The sequence below is a fragment of the Shewanella sp. BF02_Schw genome (assembly GCF_014596695.2).
Taxonomy (GTDB): Bacteria; Pseudomonadota; Gammaproteobacteria; order Enterobacterales; family Shewanellaceae; genus Shewanella.
Genome location: NZ_JABKAW020000002.1, coordinates 775,095 through 795,450, shown reverse-complemented (window position 1 = coordinate 795,450; position 20,356 = coordinate 775,095). Strand labels below are relative to the sequence as shown.

The 20,356-nt window shown below is 42.2% G+C and carries 16 protein-coding genes; 6 read left to right on the top strand and 10 right to left on the bottom strand.

Annotated elements, in window-relative coordinates; translation table 11 throughout:
- Window positions 1-56 precede the first annotated feature (56 nt).
- Window positions 57-947 carry a hypothetical protein gene (locus tag HNW13_RS11835; protein ID WP_192115379.1) on the bottom strand — a complete coding sequence of 297 codons (891 nt, stop codon included), beginning with the start codon at window positions 945-947 and terminating at the stop codon, window positions 57-59.
- A gap of 499 nt (window positions 948-1,446) precedes the next feature.
- Here HNW13_RS11835 and HNW13_RS11830 point away from each other — a divergent pair, with 499 nt between their 5' ends.
- Window positions 1,447-4,443, top strand: a complete 2,997-nt coding sequence (locus HNW13_RS11830; protein WP_192115380.1) for a UvrD-helicase domain-containing protein — start codon at window positions 1,447-1,449, stop codon at window positions 4,441-4,443.
- 142 nt (window positions 4,444-4,585) lie between these two features.
- On the opposite strand, the gene fis is transcribed toward HNW13_RS11830, so the two are convergent.
- The 3 genes from fis to prmA all read right to left on the bottom strand — a co-directional run bounded on the left by fis (window position 4,586) and on the right by prmA (window position 7,056).
- The gene (gene fis, locus HNW13_RS11825) at window positions 4,586-4,891 is read right to left on the bottom strand and encodes a DNA-binding transcriptional regulator Fis (RefSeq protein WP_011635942.1); all 306 of its coding nucleotides are present in this window, start codon (window positions 4,889-4,891) and stop codon (window positions 4,586-4,588) included.
- A 23-nt stretch (window positions 4,892-4,914) separates the two neighbouring features.
- Complete coding sequence (gene dusB, locus HNW13_RS11820; RefSeq protein ID WP_011635943.1) at window positions 4,915-5,877, bottom strand: tRNA dihydrouridine synthase DusB; 963 nt, start codon at window positions 5,875-5,877, stop codon at window positions 4,915-4,917.
- A gap of 297 nt (window positions 5,878-6,174) precedes the next feature.
- Window positions 6,175-7,056, bottom strand: coding sequence for a 50S ribosomal protein L11 methyltransferase (prmA, locus tag HNW13_RS11815; RefSeq protein ID WP_162022207.1), 882 nt, complete (start codon window positions 7,054-7,056; stop codon window positions 6,175-6,177).
- A 553-nt stretch (window positions 7,057-7,609) separates the two neighbouring features.
- On the opposite strand from prmA, the gene HNW13_RS11810 reads away from it, so the two are divergent.
- From HNW13_RS11810 to HNW13_RS11800, 3 genes are read left to right on the top strand one after another with little or no spacing between them, the layout of a single operon-like run.
- Window positions 7,610-8,353, top strand: coding sequence for a fumarate reductase cytochrome b subunit (locus HNW13_RS11810; RefSeq protein ID WP_192115381.1), 744 nt, complete (start codon window positions 7,610-7,612; stop codon window positions 8,351-8,353).
- Window positions 8,354-8,362: 9 nt separating this feature from the next.
- Window positions 8,363-10,363, top strand: a complete 2,001-nt coding sequence (locus HNW13_RS11805) for a fumarate reductase flavoprotein subunit (RefSeq protein ID WP_192115382.1) — start codon at window positions 8,363-8,365, stop codon at window positions 10,361-10,363.
- A gap of 1 nt (window position 10,364) precedes the next feature.
- Window positions 10,365-11,090 carry a fumarate reductase iron-sulfur subunit gene (locus tag HNW13_RS11800; protein WP_101086264.1) on the top strand — a complete coding sequence of 242 codons (726 nt, stop codon included), beginning with the start codon at window positions 10,365-10,367 and terminating at the stop codon, window positions 11,088-11,090.
- Between the two features lie 377 nt (window positions 11,091-11,467).
- On the opposite strand, the gene rho is transcribed toward HNW13_RS11800, so the two are convergent.
- Both rho and trxA read right to left on the bottom strand, forming a co-directional pair.
- Window positions 11,468-12,730 carry a transcription termination factor Rho gene (gene rho / locus HNW13_RS11795; protein ID WP_059747484.1) on the bottom strand — a complete coding sequence of 421 codons (1,263 nt, stop codon included), beginning with the start codon at window positions 12,728-12,730 and terminating at the stop codon, window positions 11,468-11,470.
- 222 nt (window positions 12,731-12,952) lie between these two features.
- Window positions 12,953-13,279: a thioredoxin TrxA gene (gene trxA, locus HNW13_RS11790; protein ID WP_011635949.1), complete on the bottom strand. Its 327-nt coding sequence runs from the start codon at window positions 13,277-13,279 to the stop codon at window positions 12,953-12,955.
- A 153-nt stretch (window positions 13,280-13,432) separates the two neighbouring features.
- Here trxA and rhlB point away from each other — a divergent pair, with 153 nt between their 5' ends.
- Window positions 13,433-14,737: an ATP-dependent RNA helicase RhlB gene (gene rhlB, locus HNW13_RS11785; RefSeq protein WP_101086263.1), complete on the top strand. Its 1,305-nt coding sequence runs from the start codon at window positions 13,433-13,435 to the stop codon at window positions 14,735-14,737.
- A gap of 3 nt (window positions 14,738-14,740) precedes the next feature.
- Window positions 14,741-15,682: an exopolyphosphatase gene (locus tag HNW13_RS11780; protein WP_192115383.1), complete on the top strand. Its 942-nt coding sequence runs from the start codon at window positions 14,741-14,743 to the stop codon at window positions 15,680-15,682.
- Window positions 15,683-15,795: 113 nt separating this feature from the next.
- Here the strand turns inward: HNW13_RS11780 and HNW13_RS11775 are convergent, their stop codons facing one another.
- The 4 genes from HNW13_RS11775 to HNW13_RS11760 all read right to left on the bottom strand — a co-directional run bounded on the left by HNW13_RS11775 (window position 15,796) and on the right by HNW13_RS11760 (window position 20,344).
- Window positions 15,796-16,347 (bottom strand): thioredoxin family protein, encoded by a 552-nt coding sequence (locus HNW13_RS11775; protein WP_101086261.1) that lies wholly within the window; start codon window positions 16,345-16,347, stop codon window positions 15,796-15,798.
- Between the two features lie 228 nt (window positions 16,348-16,575).
- On the bottom strand, window positions 16,576-17,589 hold the full coding sequence (gene hemB / locus HNW13_RS11770; protein ID WP_101086260.1) for a porphobilinogen synthase: 1,014 nt from the start codon (window positions 17,587-17,589) through the stop codon (window positions 16,576-16,578).
- 14 nt (window positions 17,590-17,603) lie between these two features.
- Window positions 17,604-19,529: a diguanylate cyclase gene (locus tag HNW13_RS11765; protein WP_192115384.1), complete on the bottom strand. Its 1,926-nt coding sequence runs from the start codon at window positions 19,527-19,529 to the stop codon at window positions 17,604-17,606.
- Window positions 19,526-20,344, bottom strand: coding sequence for a TatD family hydrolase (locus HNW13_RS11760; protein ID WP_192115385.1), 819 nt, complete (start codon window positions 20,342-20,344; stop codon window positions 19,526-19,528). The genes HNW13_RS11765 and HNW13_RS11760 overlap by 4 nt, the downstream gene beginning before the upstream one ends.
- Window positions 20,345-20,356: the final 12 nt, after the last annotated feature.

Genomic DNA, 20,356 nt, shown 5'->3' with positions numbered 1-20,356 from the left:
GGACTCCTAACAATAAAGATAGGCCGGCAGTATTGCCGGCATATGGAGTATTCGACTTAAAGACCGCTTGATAAGCGAATGGTATTTTGAATGGTGTGAGTGACTTCTGCATTCACTGTTTGGCTCACCGCTTGCGTCACTTGTTCGCGAGTGTTCTGCTGCATGAGTTCACTTGCACTTGCCTGTAACTGTTGTTGCACTGCGCTGGTTGCTGCGGCATTGATGGCCGATGATGTTGTCCCAGAAACTGCCGCGCTTACTGAATCAGATACTGCTGTGCTAGTGGCAAACAGTGTATCGGCACTCATACGTGATTGAATCTCTTCTGCGGCGGTGTTTGCACCAAGTTGTGCTGCGTTTACTGTCGCTGCGGCGGTGTTGAGTGATGTCTCTGCTTGATTAACCGATAACTCTGTTGCTGCAGATAATCCGGCAGAACCAGATGCTATTACTTGAGTTGACACCAATTGCGCAGCCGTCGAGGCGTTATTAATCAGGCTATTAGCTATGCCAGCACCAACAGTTGTGGTGTTGGCTAATTGGTTATTAGCAAGTGTTGTTGCTGAGTCAGCGTTGGTGATTGATGTATCAAGTGCTGACGTTACCGTAGTGAGCATTTCTGTTGTGGGTATGGTTATCGCAACTTGGTTGTCAGTTGTGGCTGCCATTTCAGTTGATGAAGTTTGCGTGGAGTCACTCGAGCCGTCTGACTCTGCTTCATTTGAAGCCGTTTGATCTGAGGCGGTGTTGGTCGGCTCGCTTGAGGCCATTGTTGACTCATTATTGCTTTGTGTTTCAGCGTTAGCATTTGGGCTATTCTGTTGGTTTTGGCTTAATTGAACATCAGCTTGGGCTGATACGGTTGTCGATGCTGACATTTCGGCACTTATTGCCATGGTTGAGAAACAAGCAAGAGCAATAATCGTTGGTTTAAGTAATGTTTTCATTTTTAATTCCCTCGTAATGTCGTGATTGACACTGTGATAACGAGGCGGTCGTCGATTCTATTCCATTTATTTTTTCTTAATTGGCATTATTGTCTTGCGAGGTGAATATGAAATTAATAAGTGATTGTTTAATATTGTTATTTTATTTTTATCTTTATTGATGTAAAAAGACTAAATGATGCTTAGATAGACATCTCTACTGAAATATAACCATCGTTTAGCGTTGTTGCTTGAAAATAAATAGTGGTTTTGTCGCCCGCTGGGATTTGTCGGCAGAACTAGCGATTGAGCCGCGGACAAATGTCATGCTCAGTATGTTAAATGCTGTGTATATGTTTACTTTTATGGTTAATGTAAATCAATTATCATTGGTGTCAGCGCGAAAGCCCATTGAGTCATTCGCACACCCAGTATTATCCGTAATGAATGCTTAATTACGATATAGTTATCTTAAATATAAGCCGGTTACCCCTGAAACCATTGAGTCGTAGGTTTTACTTTGTCATTAGAAAATTCAGTTAACTTTATCCCTCATAGTTGGTTTGGGCATTTGTATCAGCGTGACGTAAATGCGATCAAATTGACGCAAGAGGGGATGACTTTTATGCCTAGCCAAGGCCGATTTTTAGCAAGATTTCGGCATACCAATAAACCGCTTATTATGGGGCAATTATCATGGCAGCAATTAGATCATCCGCCACTATTTAGTGCCAGTTTACTCGGTAACTTACTGAGTTTTAAGGCAGCTGGTGCTCATTATCAAATTCCATTTTTAAGTTATTTGGCTAAATCTCATTTTAAGCAACAGGTCGAAATACTCTGGGCTTTATCTCATCAAAAATCGCTGTGCGATTTGATATTACGAGTTGAAAAAGCCATATCAAGCCGGTATTTACGCCAGTCATTACTAGAAAAAATGCGCGCTAGAATCGAGCGTGAGTATTTTCGCTGGTTTCCCTGGAGTGAAGGGGTCGAGTTACCCGCCAATATACGTACCGCATTAATTCAACTACACGGTTTTTACCACTGGAATAAAGCTGATATAGATCGCCTACGTGAAGGCTATATTCAATCGCAGTTACTCGCATTTGCAGACTTTTTTGATCATGTGGAGTCACAGCCATTAACCGATAAGCAGCGCCGAGCATGTATTATCGATGATGATAATAATCTACTGCTCGCGGGCGCTGGCACGGGGAAAACCAGTGTAATGGTAGGCCGTGCAGGCTATTTACTAAATAGTGGCCAAGCTAAAGCTAATGACATTCTATTACTGGCTTATGGCAAAAAAGCCGCCATGGAAATGGATCTGCGAATTAAACACAAACTGGGCAGTGATGATATTAAGGCCAGTACTTTTCACAGTTTAGGCCTGAAAATTATTGCCGATGTTGAAGGTGTGAAACCTAGCTTATCAGCGTGGGTAAATGATGAACCCGCCAAAGACAAATGGGTGCACGATAGATTAGAAGTTTTGATTGAAAATGAATCTTATCGTAAACAACTTTTTGACTATTTCAGTCGTTATTATTACGTTGAAAAAAGCCCATTCGAATTTTCAATACAAGGTGAGTATTTTGAATATTTAAATGATAATGACATTCGCTCATTGAAAGGTGAAAGAGTTAAAAGCTTTGGCGAGCTGTATATCGCTAATTGGCTGTTTACCAATGGCATAGAGTATCAATATGAAGCTAAGTATGAATTTGATGTCAGCACGGTTGATTTTCGCCAGTACCAAGCTGATTTTTATCTACCTGAATATGAGGTTTATATTGAATATTATGGCATTGATGAAGCCAATAATACGGCTCCTTATATCGATCAAGCAGCCTATTTAGCATCAATGGAATGGAAACGACTGTTACATCATCAGCGCCAAACCAACTGCATCGAATTATTTTATTATCAGCACAAGAAAAATCAGTTAATCAACAAGCTTGAGCAAGCTTTAACGGTATTTAAAGTTAACTACTCACCTTTACCCGATGACGCGATATTGGCAACTCTTTATGAGCTTGGGCGAGTGACTGAGCTGGCAAAATTGTTTAGTCAGCTCATTGGCTTATACAAAGCAGCTTGTATTGACGAGGCTGGGCTGGAAAAGGTATTTGCCAATGCTGCTGATGCGGCCCAAACGCGTAAAGCATTTGAATTACTCGAACCCATTTTACAGCAGTACCAACAGTACTTATCAGCTCACGGTGATATCGACTTTGAGGACATGATAGCCAAAGCGCTCGCATACCTGCAAAGTGGTCAATATGTCAGCCCATGGCGATATATCATGGTCGATGAGTTTCAAGATATTTCAGAACCCAGAGCACGTTTAGTGCGAGCCTTGCGAGATTCGCGCACGAAAAAAGGTAACAGCGATACTTCATTATTTTGTGTTGGCGACGATTGGCAGGCTATTTATCGCTTTAGTGGTGCAGATGTCCGTTTAACGACTCAATTTAAACGTTATTTTGGCCATGCCAGCGAAACGCATTTGGATCTTACTTTTAGATTTAATAACCGTATCGGTGAAGTGGCTAGCGCTTTTGTGAGTAAAAACCCGCATCAACTCAACAAAGATATCCATTCATTGGTACAAGTTGCCAAGCCTGCAGTATCAATACTTCGTCGTGGTACCAATGAGGGCGCAACTAAAGATGAGCTGAGTAACAACGCATTAGAGCAAGCCTTAAATGCTCTGTCCGTCCGTGTTACTCAAGCTGTTGATAAGCTTAAAGCTAAACCGACAGTATATTTGCTGGCCCGTTTCTGGTTTCAGTTGCCAGATAAAGACATGTTGCGTCAGTTAACGGCTAAATACCCGATGTTCGTGATTGAGTGTTTATCGTTTCATGCTTCCAAAGGTAAAGAGGCCGACTATGTGGTGATTATGGGAATGACCCAAGGCATACATGGATTTCCGTCGAAAAAAATAACGCCACCTTTACTTGATGCGTTTTTACCTAAAGCCGAAAACTTTGAATTTGCAGAAGAACGGCGTTTATTTTATGTCGCGCTAACCCGCGCAAAGCACCGAGTTTACGTTATCGCCGATATGACCAATGTGAGCCCATTTATTGTGGAACTGATCCAACAAGATTATGCCGTTGAACAACAAGAATTTAGTACGTCTTTGGTGCAATCCTTGTTTGAACAAATTAACTGTGTCCGATGTACCACTGGGATATTAAAACCACGAGTGGGCAAGTTCACATCATTCTTTTCTTGCTCACACTTTCCATTATGCGATCACAAAGAAGCAGGCTGTGACGAATGCGGCAGTCCGATGACACGTAAACGTTTTATCGGTTTCAAGGTATGTCTCAATGACAGTTGTAGCCATATGGCGCCGATATGTAACGTCTGTGGCGGTGATATGAACTTAAGAGAAAGTGCTAGAGGGGCTTTTTGGGGCTGTAAAAATTATCGAGGTAACCGCGTGCCTAGTTGTAGCAATACCATTGATAAAGCCAAAATCTCTCCGCAACAGGTGCAGTAGTTCTTAGAAATGGATGACTGTTTCTACTCGTATATAACACTTGCTGATAAATGATGTGTTACTACGAGTGTAACTGATAAAACAAAACGGGCTTATCATTGCTGATAAGCCCGTTTCATTACAATCACTTAGACGCTAGGTCTTAGTTCATGCCGTATTTCTTTAATTTCTTACGTAAAGTACCACGGTTGATACCTAACATATTAGCAGCGCGCGTTTGGTTGCCACGAGTGTGTTGCATGATGATGTCTAGTAAAGGTGCTTCAACTTCGCACAATACCATTTCATATACTTCAGAAGCTTCCTGACCGTCTAACTGAGAGAAGAAGTTAGTCACGGCACGTTTTACTGCGTCACGTAATAACTGCGGCTTGATAGTGCCGTTTGCTGTTTCGATTTTGCCTACGGTAAGCTGGTGAACTTCTGTGTTAGTTGTCTGATCAAACATTCTATTCTGCTCTTTATTAAATTCTAAACTAATTCATCAAAATAACATTCTACGAGGGAATGTTGCTGGGCAGCGGTTTCAAGCCGATTGAAGTCAGCACGAAATTGGCGCTGTTCCTCATGGTTTAGGTACCACCCGACATGCTTTCTAGCAAATCGGACACCTTTGTATTCGCCATATAAGTCATAAAGTTTCTTAAGGTGTTCAAGCATCACACTGCGTTGCTCTTCTGCCTTAATTGGCGCTAACTTTTTACCTGTTTCCAGATAATGTAGGATTTCTTTAAAAATCCAAGGCCGTCCTTGTGCACCTCTTCCAATCATCAGGGCATCGGCGCCAGTGTAGTCAAGTACAAACTTGGCTTTTTCTGGTGTGTCGATGTCCCCGTTAGCGACAACAGGAATTGAGACATTCTGTTTAATTGCTTTTATGGTGTCGTACTCGGCAAAGCCTTTGTACATGCATTGTCTGGTTCGGCCGTGAACGGCGAGCGAGACAATGCCACAATCTTCAGCAATTTGGGCTATTTCAACACCATTACGATGTTCAGGCTCCCAACCTGTGCGTATCTTTAACGTTACTGGTACGTCTACTGCAGCAACCACGGCTTGTAAAATCTCTTTTACTAAGCTGGGGCTTTGCATTAACGCAGAACCAGCAAATTTTTTATTCACTTTCTTTGCTGGACAGCCCATATTGATATCAATGATGTGCGCACCTTGTTCAACGTTGAACTTAGCGGCATTGGCCATTAAATCAGGATCTGCACCTGCTATTTGTACGGAGCGTATTCCTTCTTCACCAGAATGCATCATGCGCTGGCGGCTTTTGTCGCTGTCCCAAACGTCGGGATTCGATGAAAGCATTTCTGATACGGCTAAAGCTGCGCCATAGCGTAAACAGAGATTTCGGAAGGCCTGATCGGTGACACCTGCCATTGGTGCCACAATCAGCTGATTAGACAGTTGATACGGGCCAATTTGCATTTCGGACTTCACCTTGCTCTCCAAAGGGGCGCTATAGTAGCCCTTTTTTACGGCCGTGAAAAGGTCAATAAATGACCTAAATGCAACTTTTTTGCTTGACTTTTATTAGCCGTCACATCTTTGACTAATAATTGGCGTTTTTCGGCCATTTTTGAGCACTGGTGCGTGTTGCAGAGAGACGTTTTCATATATACCAGTGTCAATTATTGATGTTAACAACCTGTAAACGAGAATTTACGCACGCAATTCGTTCATAATATAGCCCATAATTGAGTGCGTTTTAGGCTTGTGGGCAGGCTACTTACGTATTCCTGTTAAGCGACTCCAGTCTTCTTTGTTACATACTGGATCCATGATGAACCATTGGCTGTAGAAGTCGGATACTTCTTGTGCTTGTTCTTGCAATAAACCCGATAGCGCCAGTTTGCCACCAATTTTGACTTTTTCAGCTATCAGCGGCGCTAGCTCTTTTAACGGACCGGCAAGAATATTGGCGACTAATACGTCTGCTTGTAAGTTGGCTGGTTGATCTTCTGGTAAATATAGGGCCAATTTATCCACTACGTCGTTACGTTCAGCATTGGCTTTTGAAGCGTCAATAGCCTGATAGTCAATATCAACACCTGTTACTTTCTTGGCGCCGAGTTTGATTGCGGCAATAGCCAAAATACCCGATCCACAACCAAAATCGATGACTTCTTGGTTTGATAAATCTAGGCTGTCTAACCATTCTAAACATAAGGCGGTGGTAGGGTGAGTACCTGTACCAAAGGCTAAACCTGGATCGAGAATGACGTTAACCGCAGTCGGATCAGGAATTTCACGCCAGCTAGGGCAAATCCATAAACGTGTACCAAATTGGATTGGGTGAAAGCTGTCCATCCATTCGCGGATCCAGTCTTTATCTTCGACTTGTTCAATTTTATGATTAAAGCCTTTGCCTAAAAATGGCATCGATTCTAAAAATTCGATTGTGGGTGCTAAGTTAGTACCTGCATCAAACAATGCAATCATTACGGTATCTTGCCACAGCGGTGTTTCACCTAACTTAGGTTCGAAAATAGGCTCGTCTTGGCCATCTTCGTAGGTGATGGAAAGTGAACCGTGATCCATTAATAAGTCGCCAAGCAAGTCGGCGTTATCGCGATGAGTGTGAATGCGTAATTGGATCCAAGCCATGGGATTTTCCTAACTGTGGTAAAAGTAATATCAAATTGGCGCTTATTATACCCAAGTTATTTTAAGATGCTCGTTTAGGTGAGAGTTTATTGGTTGTTTACTAGATGAAGATGGACCATTTTCGGTCACGTTTATATTAAAAATCGCCCAGGATATTGCTGATGATTAGAAAACAGGTAAGTTAGTCCCGAAACTTACTGAATGTGTTGGTGAGTCAGTTGCGTTAAATTTGATCTGTCCTGGTCGCGAAAATATCACTCAGGTCATGTTGCTATTACGCGATAAGTTACGTCAATATTGCCCGTAATTATTAGCGTAACGACACCTTTTTAGATACACGTTAGATTGTTTTATCTACCGAATACTCGTTTCGATATTTAGTTAACTATCAGTATTGTTTAAGTTTTTATTTGCTAGTTTGTGTGACATGCTTCTAACTCCCGCTTAATAATAGGTGAACACTATCACGGTTTGATCATTGTTCATTGCCGCTATTCAAAAACTCTTGATATGGTCAATACTTGTTATTGTGCTTAACAGGATATGATGCTTTATGACTGCGAATTCTTTGCAAACGAAAGTCGACAGTGCGGTAAATACCGACAAAGGTTTTGCTCACCCTCTTTGGGCTGCTCGAGCGGATAAACTACAAAGTTTGTCTGGTGTAATACTGGGACTTTTTCTAGTGATGCATTTGCATTTTGAGTCGAGTATTTTGTTTGGCAAAGAAGCCTTCTACCAAGTGGCACAGTTTCTTGAGGGTGGAATATTCAGTGAAACTGGTCATGGTTACCCACTGGTAACTCAAATTTTTTCCTGCTTTATGTTATTGGTAGTACTGATCCATGCGGTATTTGCATTACGGCGTTTTCCGACTCAATTAGGCCAATGGCGCGCCTTACGAAATCAAATGCGTTTTTTACCTCATGAAGATACCAAAATCTGGTTTTGGCAAATGATCACTGGTTTTTTATTGTTCTTCCTCGTGCCAACGCACTTATTCACCATGATAACCAATCCTGAAATAGGCCCACATCTTTCGGCCGAGCGTGTGTACCACCTTAATGCTTGGGTTTTATATATCCTGCTATTACCTGTTGTAGCAGTGCATGGCGTATTTGGTTTATATCGAGTAGTGGTGAAATGGGGCTTGGTTGAGCAACGCTTTGCCATGCTCAAATTTGCTAAGGTGCTGTTAGCGTATTTAATGGTGCTAGGAGTAGCGAGTTTGCTGACTTATATTTTTATTGGCCGTTCTTTGGCGTTACCTGTGGTGCCATATGTGTCGATGTTATAAGGAATTAAAATGAAAATTATTTATACCGACACCTTGGTAGTAGGCGCTGGACTGGCAGGGTTAAGAGTCGCGATAGCCTCAAAAGAACGTGGCCTCGATACCTTGGTGTTATCGCTTGTTCCCGCTAAAAGATCGCACTCTGTCGCTGCCCAAGGTGGCATGCAAGCCAGTTTAGCCAATACCATAAAAGGTGAAGGTGATGATGAAGACATCCATTTTCAAGATACGGTAAAAGGTTCCGATTGGGGCTGCGATCAAGATGTTGCTCGAATGTTTGCTCACTGTGCACCCAAAGCGGTAAGAGAGTTAGCTCAGTGGGGCGTTCCTTGGACTCGAGTAACTAAAGGCGATAGACAAGTTATTGTTAATGCGGAAAAAGTGACTATCACTGAAGCAGAAGCTGCTCATGGACTCATTAACGCGCGTGATTTTGGGGGTACCAAAAAGTGGCGTACTTGCTATACCGCAGACGGTGCTGGTCATTCTTTATTGTATGCCGTCGATAATAAGGCTATTTCGCTAGGTATTCCTGTGCATGAGCGGATGGAAGCATTAACGCTTATTCATGATGGAGTGCGTTGCCATGGTGTCATCGCTCGTTGCTTAATTACGGGTGAATTACGCGCTTACATCGCTAAATCTACCACTATTGCCACAGGTGGCTATGGGCGGATTTATGCGGTGTCGACCAATGCCATTATTTGTGAGGGGATTGGTCAAGCATTGGCGCTAGACACTGGCGTCGCGACGCTGGGCAATATGGAAGCGGTACAGTTTCACCCTACGGCTATTGTTCCAGTGGGTATTTTAACGACGGAAGGTTGCCGTGGTGATGGTGGTGTGCTGCGTGATAAAGACGGTTACCGCTTTATGCCCGACTATGAACCAGAGAAAAAAGAACTGGCTTCGCGAGATGTTGTGTCTCGTAGAATGACTGAGCATATGCGCAAAGGAAAAGGCGTAAATAGCCCTTATGGGCCGCATTTATGGCTGGATATTACCTTATTAGGTCAAAAGCACATTGATACCAATTTGCGTGAAGTTAAAGAGATTTGTGAGAACTTTTTAGGTATTGATCCGGTTAAAGATTGGATCCCTGTTCGGCCTACACAACATTATTCTATGGGCGGTATTCGTACTAAAGCCAATGGCGAAAGTCCACAATTATCAGGGCTGTTTAGTGTTGGAGAAGCGGCTTGTTGGGATATGCATGGCTTTAATCGACTCGGTGGCAACTCCCTAGCAGAAACTGTGGTTGGCGGAATGATTATCGGTAAGTATGTTGCTGACTTTGGTGAGCAAAATAGTTTGGTCGTGGATACCGATTTAATCGCCCAGTTTGGTAAGCAGTTACAAACAGAAGTTGATCAGCTTATTGAGGGCGAAGGAACAGAAGATCCATTTAAACTTAAAGCTGCAATGCAAAAAATTATGATGGATTACGTCGGTATTTTCCGCAATGGGCCTGAACTTGAACTGGCTGTTAACCAATTAACCGAATTACTTGAACGTTCAAAAAACCTCGGGTTAAAGTGCAAAAAACGTCACGCTAACCCTGAGCTTGTTGAAGCGTTACGCGTCAAACGAATGTTGAAAGTGGCAGTGACCGTTGCATGCGGGGCGCTTGCTCGTACCGAAAGTCGAGGCGCGCATTCTCGTGAAGATTTTCCACAGCGTAATGACCAAGACTGGTTGAATCGTACATTAACCCGTTGGCCAGATGCTAATAGTTTACGACCAGAAATGAGTTATGAAGCGCTCGATGTGATGCGAATGGAATTACCGCCTGGTTATCGAGGTTATGGTGTTGATAATGCGATTGCTCATCCTGATACCCAAAAACGTCAGCAACAGGTTGAAGCTATATTGGCTGAACTCGGTGACGATGCAGATAGGTATGCCAAGCAAGCGGCATTAATGCCTTATGAGTTACCTGAAGAATATCAACCACGTAATCAGCGCTTCACTGATACTGTAGCCAAAACCAACGCTGAGTCTGGAGAAATGTAATATGAGCCAAGCACGCACGTTAACTTTTTCAATTTTTCGATATGACCCGCAAGAGCCTGGCGACAAACCTAAAATGGTGAGTTACAGCTTAACAGAGGCACCCGGAATGACGGTGTTTATCGCGTTGAATCAGCTACGTGAAACACAAGACCCATCACTACAATTTGATTTTGTTTGTCGTGCTGGTATTTGCGGCAGTTGTGCCATGGTGATCAATGGTTTTCCGACGTTAGCTTGTCGAACCTTAACCGCTAATTATCCAGATGGACATATTAAATTGATGCCATTACCTGGCTTTGATTTAATTGGCGATCTGTCGGTAAATACCGGTAAATTTATGCGCGAATTATCTGAGCGTTTATCGTTGTGGTTGCATCCGAATAGTGCAGATAATGATATTCATCGTATCGAAACGCCGATGTCACCGGAAGAAGCAACCAAGCTTTATGAGTTAGAGCGATGCGTAGAATGTGGTGTATGTGTTTCTGCTTGTGCGACTAAACAAATGCGTGACACTTTTGTTGGCGCAGTCGGTATGATGAAAATTGCCCGTTTTGAATTAGACAGCCGTGATACTCGAACCGCTGATGATTTTTACCATGTCATAGGTAATCAAGATGGCGTGTTTGGTTGCATGACGTTACTCGGCTGCCAAGATACTTGCCCGAAAGATTTACCGCATATGCAGCAAATTGCGTATTTACGTCGGAAAATGGCATCTGTTTAGGTTGAAAGAGCGGTAGCGAACGGTAAAGCGATAACAGGCGATGGCAAGCGATAGAAGTACAAAGACTAGATGCTAGAGCGCTTCGCTGCTAGATGCTATACAAGCTAAAGCTTTAAAAGCAGGGGGATCGATAACGAACGGTAAAACGATAACAGGCGATGGCAAGTGGAAAGACTAGATGCTAGAGCGCTGCGCTGCTAGAGTGCTACGCAGCTACAGACGATACAAGCTAAAGCTTTTATAGCAGCGAAGCGTACTATCAGGACGAAGTCCGCTCTAGATTCTAGGCATGGCTTTGGTTAGTAACCTTGATATACATATAAAAATGCCGCTAAATTAGCGGCATTTTTGCGATTATTTTGCGTTTAGGTAATTAATTACTTAGCGCGTTTCATTGCTGTGAAGAATTCTTCGTTAGTTTTGGTCATAGCCAATTTATCGATTAAGAATTCCATTGCAGAAACTTCATCCATTGGATGTAAGATTTTACGTAAAATCCACATTTTTTGAAGTTCTTCAGTTGTCGTTAGCTTTTCTTCACGACGAGTACCAGAGCGATTGAAGTCAATCGCAGGGAATACGCGTTTTTCAGCAGCTTTACGAGAAAGGTGTAACTCTTGGTTACCAGTACCTTTAAATTCTTCGTAGATTACTTCGTCCATTTTCGAGCCTGTATCAACCAAGGCTGTGGCGATAATGGTTAAGCTGCCACCGTGTTCAATGTTACGTGCAGCACCAAAGAAACGCTTTGGACGATGCAGTGCGTTAGCATCAACACCACCGGTTAACACTTTACCCGATGAAGGGATGACGGTGTTATAAGCACGGGCTAAACGAGTAATCGAATCTAACAAAATGACGACGTCTTTTTTATGCTCAACTAAACGTTTTGCTTTCTCGATAACCATTTCGGCTACTTGAACGTGACGGCTGGCTGGTTCATCAAAGGTAGAAGCAATCACTTCGCCTTTTACCATACGCTGCATTTCGGTCACTTCTTCAGGACGTTCATCGATAAGTAATACCATTAACACCACATCTGGGTTGTTATAAGTAATACTTTGAGCAATATTCTGTAGTAACAATGTTTTACCGGCTTTTGGCGGCGCAACAATCAAACCTCGCTGGCCTTTACCGATTGGAGAACAAAGATCAAGAATACGCGAGGTGATGTCTTCTGTTGAACCATTACCGCGCTCCATGCGAAGGCGTTCTTCTGCATGTAATGGGGTTAAGTTTTCAAACAGGATTTTGTTGCGAGAGCTTTCTGGTTTATCAAAGTTGACTTCACTGACTTTCAACAGTGCAAAATATCTTTCGCCTTCTTTCGGCGGTCGAATTTTACCAAAAATACTGTCACCAGTACGCATGTTAAATCGACGAATTTGACTTGGAGAAACATAAATATCGTCAGGACCCGCAAGGTATGAGCCATCTGAACTTCTTAAAAATCCAAATCCGTCTTGGAGGATTTCTAATACACCGCCACCGAAGATGTCTTCTCCGCTTTTAGCGTGAGCTTTCAAAATTGAGAAGATGATATCTTGTTTACGGGTACGAGCCATATTTTCCAGATTCATGCTTTCAGCAAGCGAAACTAGATCTGAAATTGGCGTGTCTTTTAATTCTGTTAAATTCATGTATGGGAGTCTTGTTTTGCGCGACGAAGCTTACCGCAATCAATCAGCAAGTTTGAAAAGATATTTTATGATTGATAAACGAGAAGAGGTTAATTGAAAAAATCTGATGAATAAATTAGCACTTTATATGTTGGCCGTCCAGAAATTTAGCGTAAATAAAATCTAAAAACGGCACAAATTGTTCAAAACTTGTGCCGTTTAACATTTCTAGGCTATTTCTAGTTAGATTTTAGCGTCAATGAATTCTTTTAGTTGCGTCTTTGATAGTGCACCAACTTTAGTTGCCACTAGCTCGCCACCTTTGAACATTAACAATGTTGGAATACCGCGTACGCCGTATTTCGCAGGTGAAACGTTGTTTTGGTCAACGTTTAGTTTTGCGACGGTTAGTTTGCCTGCGTACTCTTCGGCAACATCGTTTAGGATTGGGGCAATCATTTTACAAGGACCACACCACTCAGCCCAGAAGTCGACTAATACTGGTGTTTCAGACTTTAATACGTCGTTTTCAAAGCTGTCATCGCTTAGGTATACAATTTTATCGCTCATGTAGTTCTCCAGATTTGGTTCCATTGCTAGTTTATTAATGGCTTACCATGTATATTGGGTCAGTTAAATAGCTTTTCAAGAGACCGTTTTAGTAATGTAGCTATTTCAAACGATCGAATCTTTTTTTGCAACCCCTACAGGTATGCTTGTGCTATGAGCCAAACACATTTATCGACCCAGAAATTCGCCGACTTCCCTTTAAAGCCCGAAATACTCGCGGCATTGAACGAGAACGGCTTTGAGTTTTGCACGCCAATACAGGCGTTATCTTTACCTATTTTACTTAATGCAAAAGATATTGCCGGACAAGCCCAAACCGGCACCGGTAAAACTATGGCATTTTTAGTGGCCACATTTAACCACTTACTCAATGTTGCTGCACCTGAGAGTCGCAAAGCAACCGAACCCCGCGCTATTATTATGGCGCCAACGCGAGAATTAGCAATTCAGATTGCTAAAGATGCCAAGTTATTAGCGGCACATACAGGCTTAAAAGTTGGTATTGTTTACGGTGGCGAAAGCTATGAAACCCAACGCGCTGTATTAGACAAAGGCGTTGATATTCTGATTGGTACCACCGGACGTATTATTGATTATGTACGTCAGGGTGTCATTAGTCTAAGCCACATTCAAGCCGTTGTGCTTGATGAAGCCGACCGTATGTTTGATCTTGGTTTTATTAAAGACATTCGCTTTTTGTTCCGCAGAATGCCTGATGCTAAGTCACGTTTGAATATGTTGTTTTCTGCCACGCTTTCAATGAAAGTGCAGGAATTAGCATACGATCATATGAATGATCCTGAAAAAGTTGAAATCGAACCATTAGAAAAAACTTCTAAAAATATCAAAGAAGAAATTTTCTATCCGTCGATGGAAGACAAGATGCGTTTATTACTGAGTCTAATCGAAGAAGATTGGCCAGATAAAGCGATTGTGTTTTCGAACACAAAACACAGCTGTGAAAAGTTGTGGTCTTATTTAGAAGGTGATGGTCATCGTGTGGGTTTGTTAACCGGCGATGTTCCGCAAAAGAAGCGTATTCGCATTCTTGAGCAATTTACCTCAGGTGATATCGATGTTTTAGTGGCAACAGATGTGGCCGCTCGTGGGTTACATATTTCTGATGTGTCACATGTATATAACTATGATTTACCTGATGATTGTGAAGATTATGTGCATCGTATTGGCCGAACAGGTCGTGCGGGACAGAAAGGTATTTCAGTCAGTTTTGCTTGTGAAGAATATGCACTGAATTTACCTGAAATTGAAACTTATATTAATCATTCAATTCCAGTGTCTAATTACGATAAAGATGCGTTACTAGATGATATTCCGCCTCCGGCGCGTATTCATCGTAAGCCTCCTACATCTCGGACTCGTGATGGTGGAAGTAAAGGTGCGCATCGTAGTGGTGGAAATACTTCGCGTCCGCCACGCCATAGGACTCGTAGACCATAGTCAATGCCATTGTTAACTGTATCTCAGCCGTATGCGGCGATAACATTAGGTTCTAACAGTTTCAATATGTTAGTGGCTAATTCGGTGGGTAATAAGCCGATTGTTATCGCTAAATATAAACGCAAAGTACGCCTTGCCGAAGGTATAGGTGATGACGGTATGTTGTCTGAACCTGTTATGCTGCGTGGTTTAGAATGCTTAGCCATGTTTGCCGACATGTTAGCGCAGCACCATATCGATAGCGCTAATGTGGCTGTATTTGCTACCGCTACTTTGCGTGTTATCCGTAATGCCGATGAATTTCACCAGCGAGCGATGCCAATATTGTTGCATCCAATCGAGGTCATTTCGGGATTGCGCGAAGCTGAACTGATTTATCAAGGTATGGTGGCCACCACTAAAGGTGAGGGACGCCGGTTAGTGATTGATATTGGCGGCGCTAGTACCGAGTTTATTATTGGTGACGGCAGTCAGGTGTTGTTTAAAACCAGTTTGCCAATGGGGTGCGTGCTATTTAATCAACGATTTTTTAGTCATGCGCCGCTTCAAAGCATCGATTTTGAACAGGCCGTAGATTACGTTAATATGATTTTGGCAGAACATCGTCCTCACTTACTCAATTTAGGGTGGCAAAGTGTTGTAGGGGCTTCTGGTGCGGTTCAATCAGTGGTATCGGTGTTACAGCATCGACAACGCTCTGAAGTGATTACCCTTAAGATTTTGTATGCTTTTCGTGATGAAATATTATCGCAAGCGGATGCTAGGCTTAGTGGTATTAACGGCTTAAATGCCGAACAAGCTCCTACATTTGCTGCGGGAGTTGCGATTTTAATCGCGTTGTTTGAAAGTCTATCAATGAGTCGTTTACATCTTGCTGGTGGCGCACTTCGCGAAGGCGTATTACTACTGTTAGCCGATCGCATAGCCGCTAAAGTCTCGTTGTAGTTACTGACATAAGCGTAATAAAAAATAGGTCGCCATTGGCGACCTATTTTTTTGATTATTAAGTTATTACTTTTAGTTGTTTAAACAAACATTTTCAATAACTTCTTACATAACTACTTTAAAATCTCAACTAAATCGGCTTCCAGTGTGGCTTGAGGGCGTTCAACGATACGACCTAGCTCATTGCCTTGCTGTTTAACGATAAACGTTGGAATGCGGCTGAACGCATATTTTGCCGCTAAACCTTCAGGGTCCTGCTTGCTTCGGTCGACACCAATGTATTCAACTTCAATGTTGGGATTGGCTGCCGCTTCAATAATTCGCATAAAGTGCGGTGTTTCGCGATGGCAATCTGGGCACCAAGTGCCAATAATCACGACTATTTGCGTCGGTTCATTAATGGCTTTGAGTACATCGATTGCTTGCGCATCAACTTGGTAATTGGTAAACCCTTCAGTATAGCCTGGTAATTCAGTCGTTAGAGTTTGTGGTTGGATTACGCCAGTTAAAATCACTTCTTGTTTCTCCTCGCTGCATGTTGCCATAAAGCCTTGTTGATCTTTTTCAAATGCGCAACCTGAATTCGCAGATGCGGCCATAGGCAGCATTTGGGCACTGAAAAAGAGTGCCGTGGTGGCCAATAATGTTCTAACGTTATTGTGCATGATAATGTCTCGCTTAAGAAGGAAATACTGTTCTTGAGTGTATTCAAGCATGCTTAAACAGGGCTGTTAAGAGACTATGAGCTATGATGTAGAGCTGATCACGATAATGAGGTGTATGTGACTTGTCCCACGAGGTAATTGAATTAAAACCGACGCAAAGTAGGCTGTGTTAAATTAAAAAAGCCAACCCGAGATGGATTGGCTTTATAACCACTTAATATCGGAGGTTTATGAGTTTTGTTCTTTAAGCCACTGAGCAGCACGTTTAGCAAAGTAGGTTAAAATACCATCAGCACCAGCGCGCTTAAAGCAAAGTAATGACTCCATCACAATGGCTTTTTCTGCTAACCAACCGTTTTGAATAGCAGCCATGTGCATGGCGTACTCACCACTGACTTGGTAAGCAAATGTTGGCACTGCTAATTCAGTTTTGACACGGCGTACTATGTCTAAATAAGGCATCCCTGGTTTAACCATGACCATGTCAGCACCTTCTTGGATATCTAATGCCACTTCGTGTAATGCTTCGTCGCTATTGGCCGGATCCATTTGGTAGCTGTGTTTATTGCCACCTTTTAAATTACTAGCCGATCCGACAGCATCACGAAAAGGACCATAATAACTTGAGGAATACTTAGCGGAATAAGCCATGATCTGAGTATTCACAAAGCCATTTTCTTCAAGGGCTTGGCGAATTGCACCTATACGACCGTCCATCATGTCTGATGGCGCGACAATATCTGCCCCTGCAGCGGCATGAGATAAAGCCTGCTTGACTAGGATCTCGGTGGTGATGTCATTCATGATATAACCAGTGTCATCGATAATACCGTCTTGACCATGAGTCGTGTAGGGATCTAAAGCTACATCAGTCATGATACCAAGCTGTGGAAATGCTTGCTTTAATTCACGCACGGCACGCTGCACTAATCCATCAGGATTGTAAGATTCTTCTGCCAGTAAACTCTTTTTATCCGCTGGCGTCACGGGGAATAATGCAATAAGCGGAATGCCAAGCTCAACCAGCTCAGCGGCTTCTTTTAACAATAGATCAACTGAAAATCGTTCAATTCCTGGCATTGAAGCAATTTTTTCTGAGCGTTGAAAACCTTCTAACACAAACATTGGATAAATGAGATCGTTAACTGTTAAGGTATTTTCAGACATTAAACGACGGCTAAATTCATGTTTACGCATGCGGCGCATTCTGCGCTGTGGAAAGGCACTAGTAATAATATTCAATTTCGACTCCTGGTTTAGATCTCGTCTGTTTCGAGCGGGTAATAGCAGACTTTGTTACGGCCACTGCGTTTGGCTTTATACAGGGCTTTATCTGCTTGTTCTAGTAATAGCATTGGATGCTCATCACTGTCGATAATTGTCTCACTCACACCGATACTGACCGTTAAGGGGATCGTGTAACCATTATGGGCAATGGTAAGATCGCTGATAGCTTGGCGAATTTGCTCCGCAACTAGCACAGCACCTTCTATATCTGTACTCGGTAATATAATAGCAAATTCTTCACCACCAAAACGTGATACGAGATCCGTTGGACGTTTAATGTATTCACATAATGTATTTGCAATCATCTTTATAGTGTAGTCGCCACTAAGGTGACCATATTGGTCATTGATATTTTTAAATTTATCGATATCAATCATTAACAAAGACATCGGTGTCTGTTGGCGTCGGCTAATACGGCCTTCTGCAATGAGGCGACGATCAAAAGCACTACGATTCTTCACTCCAGTAAGGCTGTCTATGGTGTTTTGTTCTGTCAGTTTTTGATTCACCTCATTGAGTTCACGTAAGGTAATTTCTAATTCAAGTGTCCGTTCTTGAACCATTTGCTCAAGTTTTTCACTATTTCCAGCCTCACTACGCAGTGCTTCTTCACGGATTTCTCGCAGCCGTTGTTCTTGCTCTAATGTCTGTTGCTGGATCTCAAATTTAGCCTTTCGTTCATCGTTATAACGTAAGGCGAGCACTGCCGCCATGGTGATGACTTCAAAAGTGAGTCCTATCATTACGGGGATTTGTGGCGATATGCTTAGGGTGATTAGACCGAGATAAATTAGCCCTGTGATGATGCACCCAATCATTAAGCCCATACGGCCAATGGCATATAAAGGGGCATTGCGTTGGCCGCTAAAAGCTTGGATTAATGAGAAAGCCATTAGGATTGTGCTGATAGTTAACACCACAAATGCTAAAACATACAGCGCAAAACTGTAGTTAATAAATGGCATGATGATCGTTAAGCCAAAACAGAGCACTGCCATGATGCGACAAATACGCAGCATTTTTAGATTATGATATTTTAGTTGCAATACTTTTTCAGTAAACATCAATGAAAAACCCAATGTTAATGGGATAATAATAATGAAAATAAACTGTTGTATAATGGGCCATTGAGGCCACAAATAGCGAAATGATACGCCATGAATTGTCGCCGTGAGTAATGTAAGTCCTAATACATAGCCGCTGTAATAACTGTAACTATAAGATGCTGACGCAAGGGCAATAAATAAACTGAACAAGCAAATAGCGAGTAATAAGCCTATTTGCATACCACTAAACAAGTTCTTGGTTTCGGTTAGCCGTGTTAGGTCGTTTGATGACCACAACACTAATGGCAAACTGATGCTACCTTTGCTGTCTATTTTTAAATAAAAAGTATGTGTATCACCAGGTTCAAAATTAACTGGGTATAAAAAGATATTGCTTTGTAGTGGTCGTTGCTTAAACGGTAAGGAGTCACCCATTATTTCAGTACTGACCAGTTCCCCATTGATCAGGTGGTATATTTTAACACTGTCGAGTAATGGGTTATCTAAGGCAATAATGCGTGATAGATGGTCGTTGGGATTAAATATACTAAAACTCACCCAATAGTTTTTAATGCCTATTTGATATGGTTGATTGGTATCAAATTTTTTCCAGCTGTTTTCTGGCCGTTGTAATAATGTGGTTAGAGTTTCAACATCATTACTTTGATTGGCATAAACCCAATCTTGTAACTCAATTTTTGTTATGGAATCTGATGTCAGTCTAAGCGGTACTCCAGAGAGTGTATTAGCCCAACAGTTTTGGCTAATCAACAGCAAAAATAATCCAATTAACACCCTAAAGTGATATTTACATTGCTGTTGTAACTGATGAGTTATGAGGGGCATCATGAGTTATTATTCACGTTTAGATGAACTGGCAGTTGGAAAAAATCACAACTGTTTTTATAACATTCTTGCGCCAATGTTTGCGGTGATTGTTGGCGTAAATTGGCCATGTATTCGACAATATAAGGTAAGTATTGGGGTAGATTTTTACTCGATTTAGGTTTAGGTCGCATACTGCGAGGTAATAAGTAAGGACTATCGGTTTCTGCCATAATGCGATTATTAGGAATTAATGGTACTAATTGAGCAAGGTCTTGCCCTCGACGTTCATCGCAAATCCACCCAGTAATGCCAATATATAAATCAGCGGCTAAGCACTCAATTAACTCATCTTTACTACCAGTAAAGCAGTGTAGTAAGGCATTAGGGAGATGAGCTCGATACTCATTTACAATGGCGATAAAATCGCTATGAGCTTCACGACAATGCATCAGCACTGGCATATTGAGTTCGCAAGCTAGCTCTAATTGCGCTGCAAATGCCTTTCTTTGTACCGGGCGTGGTGAAAAGTCACGATTGTAGTCAAGTCCACACTCACCAATAGCAACCACGGTGTCTTGTGTGGCCAGCTGAGTTAAACGTGCTTTGCTATGTTGATCCCAAGATGATGCATGATGCGGATGTACACCTGTCGTGCAGTAGAGTTGTTGCGGGTATTGTTGGCAGAGAGATATTGAGTCGGAGCTTTCATCGAGATCGCTGCCAATAACAATTAACGGCGAAACATGATGTTTCGCCGCGTCATTGATAATAGTGTCAATATCGTGCTTCAGCCTGTCGCTAAGCAGATTAACAGCAATGTCGATGTATTGAGTCATGTAATAAAAGTA

Bases quoted from the DNA above. Each gene is read 5' to 3' on its own strand.
- HNW13_RS11835 (WP_192115379.1), bottom strand. From the start codon at position 947: ATGAAAACATTACTTAAACCAACGATTATTGCTCTTGCTTGTTTCTCA.
- fis (WP_011635942.1), bottom strand. From the start codon at position 4,891: ATGTTTGATCAGACAACTAACACAGAAGTTCACCAGCTTACCGTAGGC.
- dusB (WP_011635943.1), bottom strand. From the start codon at position 5,877: ATGCAAATTGGCCCGTATCAACTGTCTAATCAGCTGATTGTGGCACCA.
- prmA (WP_162022207.1), bottom strand. From the start codon at position 7,056: ATGGCTTGGATCCAATTACGCATTCACACTCATCGCGATAACGCCGAC.
- HNW13_RS11810 (WP_192115381.1), top strand. From the start codon at position 7,610: ATGACTGCGAATTCTTTGCAAACGAAAGTCGACAGTGCGGTAAATACC.
- HNW13_RS11805 (WP_192115382.1), top strand. From the start codon at position 8,363: ATGAAAATTATTTATACCGACACCTTGGTAGTAGGCGCTGGACTGGCA.
- HNW13_RS11800 (WP_101086264.1), top strand. From the start codon at position 10,365: ATGAGCCAAGCACGCACGTTAACTTTTTCAATTTTTCGATATGACCCG.
- rho (WP_059747484.1), bottom strand. From the start codon at position 12,730: ATGAATTTAACAGAATTAAAAGACACGCCAATTTCAGATCTAGTTTCG.
- trxA (WP_011635949.1), bottom strand. From the start codon at position 13,279: ATGAGCGATAAAATTGTATACCTAAGCGATGACAGCTTTGAAAACGAC.
- rhlB (WP_101086263.1), top strand. From the start codon at position 13,433: ATGAGCCAAACACATTTATCGACCCAGAAATTCGCCGACTTCCCTTTA.
- HNW13_RS11780 (WP_192115383.1), top strand. From the start codon at position 14,741: ATGCCATTGTTAACTGTATCTCAGCCGTATGCGGCGATAACATTAGGT.
- HNW13_RS11775 (WP_101086261.1), bottom strand. From the start codon at position 16,347: ATGCACAATAACGTTAGAACATTATTGGCCACCACGGCACTCTTTTTC.
- HNW13_RS11765 (WP_192115384.1), bottom strand. From the start codon at position 19,529: ATGATGCCCCTCATAACTCATCAGTTACAACAGCAATGTAAATATCAC.
- HNW13_RS11760 (WP_192115385.1), bottom strand. From the start codon at position 20,344: ATGACTCAATACATCGACATTGCTGTTAATCTGCTTAGCGACAGGCTG.